The following is an 11,604-nucleotide window of genomic DNA, read 5'->3' as shown; positions in this document are numbered from 1 at the left end:
AACCCGGCTGGGGTTTTTTTGTGGGCCGGGGGCCCCACGGAAACCCCGCGCCTACCTATACCCACGGCGCGCCCGGCCAGACCGCGGGGGGGGGGGGGGCGGGGAAGCCCCGCCCCACGCCGACGCGGCTCGGGCGCGGCTCCCTTCGCCTGTTCATTCGTAGATGTCATCTCCTGCTCTCAGAGTTCAGAAGGGCTCGATGCCCTGCTCGTGAGGGAGTACATAGAGATGCGGAGAACCGCCTCGTCAGCGATCTTAGAAGGCCTTTGGGAAAGATCGTGGCGGAATGGCGAACTTGTTCCCCGGCGGGCGAGCCGTGCAACGACCGTGGGGCGCACCGCACATGGCGGCGAAGCGGAGCGCGACGGTCGTCCACCGGCAGCCGCCCGGACGCCGGTGCCTGCGGGGCGGGCGTCCCGGGGCCGGTCGCGGCGCGTTGCCGGTGCCCGGCACGGGCTTTACGGCAGGAACTCCCCCCCCCAGCGGTACGGAGTCCAGCCGCGAGTCGGCGCCGGGGACGGTCCGCGTGCCGCCGGGGTCCAGCCGCCCTCTCGACTGCACAGGAGTCTATGCACATGAATCTGTGCACAGGAGTCTGTGCACAGAAGTCTTTGTCGTCTACCTTGGGCCTCATGGAACTTCCCGAGCAGCCCTCCCAAGTGCAGCTGACGGCCCGTAACCTCCGCGGCGTCGCACATCCGCTGAGGGTGCGGATGCTGACGGTCCTGCGGACGGAGGGGCCTGCCACGGCCACCACGCTCGCCCGCCGCCTGAACCAGAACACCGGGGCGACCAGCTATCACCTGCGCCAGCTCGCTGAGTACGGCTTCATCGTCGAGGCGCCGTCCCGGGGCGGCCGCCGCGAGCGCTGGTGGCAGGCGGCGCACGTCAACACGGTCGTGCCGGACGATTCGGTGCTGGCGGGGGACGACGGTCTCGGCGTCGCCTACTTGCAGGCGCTTGGCCGGGTCTGGTCCGACGCGATGACGACCGCCATCGACGCGACCGCCTCACTGTCGCCCGAGTGGCGCGATGCCCAGGACTTCGGTGACTACGTTCTCACGCTCACCCCGGCCGAGGCCGAAGAGCTGTCGGCGGAGATCCACCAGCTGCTCCGTCGGCGCAACTCCTCTCCCGCACCGGCGGGTTCGCCGCTGCCGGAGGGAGCGGAGCGAGTTGCCTTCCAGTTCCAGTTGTTTCCCACCAGCGCAGACCGGCACGTCTCCCACCCCACCGAATCGGAGTGCGAAAGATGACCTCTCGGCACGCGGCCGCCCAGCAGGCGGCGGACAGTGGCACATGCACACCCGCCCCGGACGCCCCGGAGGGCGAGCCCCGGGTCCTGCGCGGACTGGTCGGCATGCTGTCGGCCAACGCGGCGTCCCTGTCGGCCAACCGGGTGCTCTCGATCGCCCTGCCCTGGTTCGTCCTGACGACGACCGGCAGCGTCGGCAAGACGGGGCTGGTCGCCTTCTGCCAGATAGTCCCCTACGTGGTGGCCCAGGCGCTGGCGGGCCCGATCATCGACCGGGTCGGCCCCAAGCGCATCAGCGTGGCCGGTGACCTGGCCTCCACCGTCGCGACGGCCGCCGCCCCGTTGCTCTACCTGACGGGGAATCTGTCCTTCGGCCTGCTGCTGGGACTGCTGGCGGTGGTCGGCGCGGCGGACGGCCCGGCCAATGGAGCCAAGGGGCTCTTCGTGCCCGCGGCCACCCGCGCGGCCCGGGTGCCGCTGGAGCGGGGGACCGGTCTGTCGGCGGCGGTCGAACGGACCGCGACGACCGTCGGACCGGCCATCGCCGGTGTGGTCGTCGCCTCCTTCGGCAGCCTCTACGCCCTGTGGATCACCGCCTGTCTGTTCGGTGTGGCGGCGCTGATCGTCTCCACCACCCTCAGCGACCCGGTGCCCGAGCCGCACGAGGTGCCGGTCGAGGAGGTCGATGGCTATCTCTCGCGGCTGCGTCAGGGCGCCGTCTTCCTCCGCGACGCCAAGCTGCTGCGGTCCATCGTGTGCATGCTCGCCGTGACCAACCTGCTCGACCAGGCCTTCATGTCCGTGCTGCTGCCGGTCTGGGCGAAGGAGACGGGCTACGGCGCGGGAGCCATCGGCCTGGTGGTCAGCGTCTTCGCCGCGACGTCGATCGTCGCGGCGCTCGTGGCCGCGGGAGTGGCCGAGCGGATGCCCCGGCGTACCGTCTTCCTGATCGGTCTGACGCTGGGCGGCGTTCCGCGCTTCGTGGCCATGGCCATGGGGGCGCCCCTGTGGCTGGTGCTGGCGGTGCTGGCGGTGGGCGGCCTGGGTTCAGGCTTCGTCAATCCGATCGTGGGGGCCGTGACGTACGAGCTGATCCCCACTCCGCTGCTGGGACGGGTCAAGACGCTGGCCCAGGCCGTCACCTGGGCGGGTATCCCCTTCGGCGGGCTGCTGGGGGCGGGACTGGTGACGGTGGCGGGCACCTCGGGCGCGCTGTGGATCGTGGGCGGACTCTACCTCGTCGCCATCGGGGTGCCTGCCCTGAACCCGGAGTGGGCGGGCATGCGCAAGCGGACGGTGCCCGGAGCGAGCCCCGTCGGCGCCGGGCACGGGGAGGAGGACAAGGCCAGTACGGCTTCGGCTTCCAGGGAAGCGGCGGCCAGGGAATCCGCGTAGGCGACCGCACGGGACCGGCACCGGCCTGGCGGGTGATCGCCCGTGCCCGGTCGCCGGTCACCGGCCGGCCGTCGGTTCCGTGACCCGTCGCTGTCCGGACGGCAGACCTGCGCCATGGCGTGCGGAACTCGCGTGACCGGGCGCGGTTCCCGCGCCCGGACCCGCGGAGGTGCCCCTGCCCCGGCGGGCGAAAGCCTCCCTGTCCGAGGGGCGGACGTGTCCGTGCCCGGCGGGCAGAAGTGGCCACGTCCGGCGGGCAGAAGTGACCAGTTATCTCCTCAAGACCGCTCTGCGAGCATCGGATTCGGCTGAGTTTCCGAGGGTTTTCGCAGACGGTCGATGACGAGGAACTGGTGGACACATGACGACGAAGCCGATGACGGCCGCGGTCTCCGGTCAGGGGGCCGGGCAGGGCGGTTTCTCACCCGCGGAAGCCCGCATCGCGGCAGTGTGGAACGGGGTGCTCGGTGCCGAGGTGACCGGGGCGGAAGACGAGTTCTTCCGCCTCGGCGGCACCCGCCCGCAGGCAGTGGAGATGGCACTCCGGATCGCGGAGGAATTCGGTTCGGAACTCGGCGCGGACACACTGCCGGAGCCGCTGACGGTACGGGCGGTGGCGTCGTTCCTCGCGGAGGAGGCCCTGCTGCGGGCCCAACGGCTCTTCGAGTCGGCCGACTTCGACGCCGAGGGCGCTTCGGATGTCATGGACGCGCTGGTGGCCGCCGGGGCCCCGGCCGACGCTCCGGTCATACCCCGCGCGCCCAGGAACGGACGCCCGCTGCCGCTGTCGTTCGCGCAGCGCCGGCTGTGGTTCCTGGACCAGCTGGAGCCCGGCCGGGCCGAGTACCTGATCCCCATGGGACTGCGCATCCGCGGCCCGCTGGACGTCCCCGCGCTGCGCGCGTCGCTGTCGGACCTGATGATCCGGCACGAGGTGCTGCGCACCCGCTTCGCCAGCGACACGGACGGCAACCCCGGCCAGGTCATCGACCCGCCCCGGCCGCTGCCGCTCACCGTTCACGACCTGCGGCCCGTCGCCGGACAGGCCGCGCGCGAGGAGGCCGCCGCCGCGCTCGTGGACACCGAGGGCTTCCGGCCGATGGACCTCGGCACCGGACCGATGGCGCGTGCGCTGCTGATGCGGCTGGACGAAGAGGATTACCTGCTCTATCTGACGGTGCACCACATCGCTTTCGACGGCTGGTCGGTGGGCGTGCTGTCTCGCGAGCTGACCGCGCTGTACGGCGCTCGGACCACGGGTGAGACCGCGGACCTCCGCGAATCGCCCCTCCAGTACGCCGACTTCGCGGTCTGGCAGCGCCAGTGGTTCACCGGCGACGTGCTGGCGGAGCAACTGGACTACTGGCGCACCCGGCTGGCCGGCACCGAACCGCTGGAACTGCCCACCGACCGCCGGCGTCCGGCGCGGCGCAGCGGCAACGGCGCCATGCTCACCTTCCGCGTGCCCGCAAGGACCGCCGACGACGCCCGCAAGCTCTCCGAGAAGAGCGGCGCGAGCCTGTTCATGACCCTGCTGGCGGCCTTCCAGGCGACGCTGTCGCGCTACAGCGGCCAGGAGGACATCGCGGTGGGCACCCCGATCGCGGGCCGCAACCGGGCCGAGATCGAGAACATGATCGGCTTCTTCGTGAACACGCTGGTCATGCGCACCGACCTGTCCGGCGATCCGGCGTTCGCCGAACTGCTGGACCGGGTGAAGGACACCGCGCTCGGTGCCTACGACCACCAGGACCTGCCCTTCGAACGCCTGGTGGAGGAACTGGCCCCGCAGCGGGACCTGTCGCGCAATCCGCTGTTCCAGACGATGTTCGTCCTCCAGAACACCCCCGACAGCCGGGGCTGGGAGCTGCCGGGCCTGACCGTGCGGCAGCTCGACGTATCCGCCCAGGACTCCAAGTTCGACTTCACCTTCTACGTCTCCGAGGCGGCCGACGGCGCTCTGGACGGCACCATCGTGTACTCCACCGACCTGTTCGACGAAGCCACGATGGTGCGGCTCGCCGGGCACTTCGAGACCCTGCTGGCTTCCGCCTGCGCCCTTCCGGAGACCCGGCTGTCCCGGCTCCCGATGCTGACCGCCGCCGAACGCCGGACGATCCTCGGCGAGTGGAACGGGGCCGACACCGACACCGTGGACACGGTGACCGTGACCCGGCTGATCGAGGAGCAGGCCGCCGACCACCCCGACGCCCCGGCCGTGACCTGTGGCACGGACCGGCTGACCTACGGCCAGCTCGACGAACGCGCCGAGTGGATCGCGGCCCTGCTGCGCGAGCGCGGTGCCGGACCGGGCACCCTGGTCGCGGTCTGCCTGGACCGCGGCACGGACATGGTGTGCGCGCTGCTCGGCATCCACAAGTCGGGGGCGGCGTACGTGCCGCTCGACCCGGCGTACCCCACGGACCGGCTCGCCTACATGGTCGAGGACAGCGGCGCCCCGCTGATCGTCACCCAGTCCGCGCACACCGGGCGCCTGCCCGCCCACGCGCCGACGCTGCTGCTGGACGGGAACGGGCCGAAGCGGCCGGACCCCGCATCCACCGGTCCGGCGGCGCAGGCCGGACCGGACGACCTGGCCTACGTGATCTACACCAGTGGTTCCACCGGCCGCCCCAAGGGCGTGCAGATCACCCACGGCGCGCTGCGCGCGCGGATGCGGGAGACATGCCGTGAGCTGGGGCTCACGTCCGAGGACCGGGTCCTGCAGTTCGCCTCGATCGCGTTCGACTCGTCGGTCGGCCAGATGTTCGCCCCGCTCGTCTCCGGAGCGGGGCTGGTGCTGCGCGACGACAGCTGGGATCCGGGCCGGCTGGCGGCGGCACTGCGCGAGCACCGGGTCACGGTGGCATGGCTCACCCCGTCGGCGTTCGGGGCACTGGCCGCCGACCTGGACGGGCCGGACGCGCTCGGCCCGCAGCTGAGGCTGGTCCGGCTCGGCGGCGAGGCGCTCCAGAGGGAACAGATCCGGCAGTGGTTCCGGCACTGCGCGGTGCCTCTGGTCAACGGCTACGGCCCCACGGAGGCCGCGCAGGAGGCGACGACCGCCACGATCAGCGGCCCCGTCGACCGGGTGCCGATCGGCCGGCCCGTCGCCAACGCGAAGGTGTTCGTGGTCGACCGCCACGGCCGACCGGTGCCGGTGGGCGTGCCGGGCGAGATGTGGATCGGCTGCCCCGGGCTGGCCCGCGGCTATCTGCACCGGCCCGAGCTGACCGACGAGAAGTTCACCGTCGTGGACGTGGACGGCACACCCCGGCGCGTCTACCGCACAGGTGACCTCGCCCGGTGGCTGCCGGACGGACGGCTGGAGTTCGTGGGCCGCTCCGACAACCAGGTCAAGCTGCGCGGCTACCGCATCGAACTGGGCGAGATCGAGACGGCCCTGCTCGCCCACCCCACCGTCACCGGCGCCACCGTCGTGCTGCGCGAGGATGTCCCCGGCGTGCAGAGACTGGTGGCGTACGTGGTGCCCGTGGGCCCCCTGGACGCGAGCGCGCTGCGCTCCCGCCTCCAGCGCGACCTGCCGGACTACATGGTGCCCACGGCGTTCGTGCCGCTGGAGAGCATCCCGCTCACCCCGAACGGCAAGACCGACCGCCGGGCACTTCCCGCACCCGCCTCCGACCGGTCCGGACTGGGCGCCGCGTACACCGAGGCTCGCACGGACACCGAACGCGCGGTGACCGAGGTGTGGTCCGAGGTGCTGGGTGTCGACCGGATCGGTGTGCACGACGACTTCTTCGCGCTGGGCGGGCACTCGCTGCTGGCCACCCAGGTCGTGTCGCGGCTGCGCCGGCGACTGGGCGCCGATGTGCCGGTGCGCACCCTGTTCAGCGCGCCGACCCCGGCGCTGCTGGCCGCGGCCGTGACGGAACTGGAGAGCACGGAATCCGGGCGCATCCCGGCGGCGCCGCGCCACAGCGCCCCGCCGCCCCTGAGTTTCGCGCAGCAACGACTCTGGTTCCTGGACCAGTTGGAGCCGGGCAGGGCCGAATACCTGCTGCCCTTCGCCTTCCGCGTCCACGGCCCCCTGGACACCGACGCCCTGAACGCCGCGCTCACCGCGGTGGTGGCGCGCCACGAGATCCTGCGCACCCGGTTCAGCACGGATGCCGCGGGCTCCCCGGCGCAGCTGATCGACCCGGCGCGGCCGGTGCGGATGCTGGAACGGGACCTGCGCGGCACGGGTGACCCAGCCGCCCGCGAGGACGCCCTGGCGGAGGTGCTGCGCGAGGACGGACTACAGCCGGTCGACCTCGGCACCGGGCCGATGCTGCGCGCGCTGCTGGTGCGGATGGACGACGAAGAGCACGTCCTGGCCGTCACGGTGCACCACATCGCCTTCGACGGCTGGTCGGTGGGCGTACTGGTGCGCGAACTGTCCGCGCGGTACGCGGAAGCCCTCGCGGACCCCTCCGGCACGCCCGAGCCGGACCCGCTGCCCGTGCAGTACGCCGACTACGCGGTGTGGCAGCGGTCCTGGCTGTCCGGTGCACCGCTGGAGCGGCAACTCTCCTACTGGAGCGACCGGCTGGCCGGACTGGAGCCGCTGGAGCTGCCGACCGATCACGCGCGCCCGGCGGAGCGCGGCGGGCGGGGCGAGGTGGTCCGGTTCTCGGTGCCCGCCGAGGTGGCCGCCCGTGCCCGCGCGGTGTCCGCCGAGAGCGGCGCGAGCCTGTTCATGACCCTGCTGGCCGTCTTCCAGCTGCTGCTGGCCCGCTACAGCGGCCAGCGGGACATCGCGGTGGGCAGCCCGGTGGCGGGCCGTAACCGTGCCGAGACGGAGGATCTGATCGGGTTCTTCGTGAACACGCTCGTCCTGCGTACCGACCTGTCCGGTGACCCGGTGTTCACCGAGCTCCTGGACCGGGTGAAGGACACCGCGCTCGGTGCCTTCGACCACCAGGACCTGCCCTTCGAACGTCTCGTGGAGGAACTCGCCCCCGACCGGGACCTGTCCCGCAACCCTCTGTTCCAGACCCTGTTCGCGTTGCAGAACACACCGGGTGCGGACGCCTGGAACCTGCCGGGCCTGACGGCGGCGTCGGTCGAAACCCCTGTCCGGGACGCCAAGTTCGACCTGTCGATGTACCTCGCGGAGGCGGCGGACGGCACACTGGACGGCGCCGTGGTCTACGCGGACGACCTCTTCACCGAGGACACCGCACGCCGCCTCGCCGGTCACTTCACCAACCTGCTGACCGCGGCCACGCTGCGCCCGCACAGCGCGCTGTCCGAGGTGGAGATGCTGGACGCGCAGGAGCGGCACCGTGTCCTCACCGAGTGGAACGACACCGCCGCGCCCGTTCCGGCAGGGACACTGCACCGGCTGTTCGAGCAGCGGGCGGCCCAGGATCCGGACGCGGTCGCGGTCGTGTGCGGCACCGAAAGCATGACGTACCGCCAGCTCGACGAGCGGGCCAACCGCCTGGCCCACCGGCTGCGCGCCATGCCGGGGATCGGCCCCGACGTGCCCGTGGGCGTCTGCCTGGAACGGTCGCCCGCCATGGTGTGGTCGCTGCTCGGCATCCTGAAGGCCGGTGCCGCGTACGTCCCGCTCGACCCGGAGCACCCGGAGGAACGGCTGGCGTACCTGGTGGCGGACTCCGGCGCGCCGCTGATCATCACCGACCTCGCGCACGCCGCCCTGCTGCCGGACGGCCCGGATGTGCTGGCCGTGGACCGCCCCGCCGACCTGCCGGACTCCCTGCCCACGAACGCGCCGGAACCCGTCGCGGACCCCGGCGACCTGTGCTACCTGATCTACACCAGCGGTTCCACGGGCCGCCCGAAGGGCGTCCGCATCGAACACCGCGGAGTGGTCAACTACCTGGCCGGAATGCAGCACGCGTTTCCGATCGCTGCGGGCGAGGGCTTCCTCCAGGCCACACCGCTGTCCTTCGACGTATCGGCGTACGAGATCTTCTGGCCCCTGTGGCAGGGGGCCACGGTCGTGCTGGTGCCGGGCTCCGACCGCCTCGACATGGCCGAGATCTCCCGCCTGATGAGCGCCCACCGCGTGGTCGGCCTGCACTTCGTACCGAGCCTGCTGGACCTGTTCGTCACCCGGGTGCGCCCCGGGGACTGCACACACCTGCGGTACGCCTTCGCCAGCGGCGAGCCGCTCCAGCCGACGCTGGTGAGCCGGTTCACCGAGCACTTCCCAGGTGACCTCATCAACCTGTACGGAGCCACCGAGGTCTCGGTGGACACGACGTACTGGCGGGCCTCACGCACGGACCCGGCCGGACCGGTCCTCGCGGGCCGTCCCATGGTCAACCAGACCGTGTACGTCCTGGACCCGGACCGCCGTCCCGTGCCCGCGGGCGTGCTGGGCGAGGTGTACCTCGGTGGCGACAGCGTCGGGCGCGGATACCACCAGCGGCCCGACCTCACCGCGGAGCGTTTCGTCGCCGACCCGTTCCGCGGCGGCCGGATGTACCGCACGGGCGATCTCGGCCGGTTCACCGCGGACGGCGAACTGGATCTGCTGGGAAGGATCGACCGGCAGGTGAAACTGCGCGGTGTCCGGGTCGAACTCGGCGAGATCGAGGCGACGCTGCTCACCCACGAAGCGGTCGGGGTCTGCGCGGTGGTGGTCCGGGAGGACACTCCCGGCGACAAGCGCCTGGTCGCCTACTGCGTGCCCGCGCCCGCCGCCACGGTGGACGTCGGCGCGCTGCGTGAGTGGGCCGCCGAACGCCTGCCGCGCGCCATGATGCCGTCCGGGTTCGCGACCCTGCCGGAGCTGCCGCTCAACCGGAACGGCAAGGTCGACCACGCGGCACTCCCCGCCCCCGGGAACGACGGCGACAGCACGGCCGGATACACCGCGCCACGGGACGAGATCGAGGAGGAGATCGCCGGGATCATGGCCGCCGTGCTCGGCGTCGAACGCGTAGGCGTCCACGAGAGCTTCTTCGACGCCGGCGGCCATTCCCTGCTCGCCCTCCAGCTCGTCAACCAGGTGGAGGCGGTGACCGGAGTGCGCATCGGCCTGAGGCGTCTCTTCCAGTCGCCGACTGTCACCGGCATCAAACAACAGCTCATCGAATTGTTCGACGCGCAGGAACAGCTTTCCTGAATCAGCGGCCCATTGCCCACACGAGAAGACGAAGAGGACGGATCATCATGGGCGAGAACTCGGTGGAGACACGGCTGCTGTCCCGCATGCGGCGGCGGGCGGAAGCGACCCGGATCGTCGGGACTGACCGGGAGGCCGGACCGTTGCCGCTGTCGTTCGCGCAGCAGCGGCTGTGGTTCCTGGACCGGCTGACACCGGACAGCGCGGAATACCTGGTGCCGACGGTGCTGCGGGTGCGTGGGGCGCTGGACGTCCCCGCGCTCGGCACAGCACTGTCAGGTCTGGTGGCCCGGCACGAGGTGCTCCGGACGGCCTTCCCGGCGGACGACAACGGCACACCGCGGCAGGCGATCGGCGCACCCTGGCCGGTGGAGGTCACGCTCCACGACCTGCGAGCCGAGACGGACGCGGAGGCCCGCGCGGGGGAGGTGCTGCGCAGCGAGGCGACGCGGCCGTTCGACCTGGAGGCCGGGCGGCTCCTGCGGGCCGATGTGGTGCGGCTCGCGGACGACGACCACTTCCTGCTGCTGACGGTGCACCACATCGCCTCGGACGGCTGGTCCTCGGGGATTCTGGCCCGCGAGCTGCGCGAGCTGTACGCGGCCGCCGTGGCCGGGCGTGAGGCTTCGCTGCCCGAACTCGGCATCCAGTACGCGGACTTCGCCGCCTGGCAGCGGAATCAACTCTGCGGGGACCTCCTGGACAAGCAGCTGGCGTACTGGCGTGAGCGTCTCGCGCACGTGACGCCGCTCGACCTTCCCACCGACCACCAGCGTCCGGTGCAGGCGGGCGGCGGCGGTGACGTGGTCACCTTCACGGTGCCGTCGGAGGTGACGGAGGCGCTGCGGGCGACGGCGAGCGGGCAGGGCGCGAGCCTGTTCATGGCGCTGCTGTCCCTCTTCCAGATCGTTCTGGCCCGCTACTGCCGTCAGGACGACATCGCGGTGGGCAGCCCGGTCGCGGGCCGTAACCGTGCCGAGACGGAGGATCTGATCGGGTTCTTCGTGAACACGCTCGTCCTGCGTACCGACCTGTCCGGTGACCCGGCGTTCACCGAGCTCCTGGACCGGGTGAAGGACACCGCGCTCGGCGCCTTCGACCACCAGGACCTCCCCTTCGAGCGCCTCGTGGAAGAACTCGCACCCGACCGGGACCTGTCCCGCAACCCCCTGTTCCAGACGATGTTCGTCCTTCAGGCGCCCGGCAGCGCGGAGGGCGAGGCATGGGAGCTGGCGGGCACACGGACCGAGCCGGTCGAGATCGAGCGGGGTGTCGCCAAGTTCGACCTGACGCTCACGGCGGTCGAGTCGGCGGACGGACTGCGCGCGGTCCTGGAGTTCCGGACGGATCTGTTCGAGCGGGCGTCGGTCGAGCGGTTGGCTGGTCATTTCGCGACGTTGGCGGCGTCGGTGGCGGCTGCGCCTGGTGCGCGTCTGTCGGAGCTGAACATGCTGACGGTGGGGGAGCGGCGGGAGGTGTTGGTGGAGTGGAATGGTGTGGTGGGTCCGTATCCGGATGAGGCGACTGTTCATGGGCTTGTTGAGGAGCGTGTGGCTGTCAGTCCGGGTGCGGTTGCGGTGGTGCATGGGGAGTGTCGTTGGTCTTTTGGTGAGGTGAATGCGCGTGCGAACCGGCTTGCCCGGTATTTGCGGGGGCGGGGTGTTGCGCGGGATACGTTGGTCGCGGTGTGTCTGGATCGTTCGCCTGAGCTGATTGCGGTGCTTCTGGGGATTCTGAAGGCGGGTGCCGCGTTTGTTCCTCTGGATCCGGAGTATCCGGCTGACCGGATCGCGTACATGGTGGAGGATGCGAGTGCTTCGCTGGTGATCACGAGTTCGGGTCTGGCTGG

General features: G+C 71.4%; 4 protein-coding genes. All 4 read left to right on the top strand.

Going from position 1 to position 11,604, the window contains the following annotated elements; all coding sequences use genetic code 11:
* Window positions 1–632 precede the first annotated feature (632 nt).
* Window positions 633–1,256, top strand: a complete 624-nt coding sequence (locus ACFVWY_RS24965) for a helix-turn-helix domain-containing protein (protein WP_389876408.1) — start codon at window positions 633–635, stop codon at window positions 1,254–1,256.
* Window positions 1,253–2,650, top strand: a complete 1,398-nt coding sequence (locus ACFVWY_RS24960; protein ID WP_389876405.1) for an MFS transporter — start codon at window positions 1,253–1,255, stop codon at window positions 2,648–2,650. Before ACFVWY_RS24965 ends, ACFVWY_RS24960 begins: the two co-directional genes overlap by 4 nt.
* A gap of 361 nt (window positions 2,651–3,011) precedes the next feature.
* Complete coding sequence (locus ACFVWY_RS24955) at window positions 3,012–9,755, top strand: amino acid adenylation domain-containing protein (protein WP_389876403.1); 6,744 nt, start codon at window positions 3,012–3,014, stop codon at window positions 9,753–9,755.
* Between the two features lie 47 nt (window positions 9,756–9,802).
* A partial coding sequence (locus tag ACFVWY_RS24950) for a condensation domain-containing protein (RefSeq protein ID WP_389876400.1) occupies window positions 9,803–11,604 on the top strand: 1,802 nt, incomplete at its 3' end.

The organism is Streptomyces sp. NPDC058195 (assembly GCF_042883525.1).
Classification (GTDB): Bacteria; Actinomycetota; Actinomycetes; order Streptomycetales; family Streptomycetaceae; genus Streptomyces.
The sequence above is the reverse complement of the archived record's forward strand: the minus strand, read 5'-3'. Positions and strand labels throughout refer to the sequence as shown.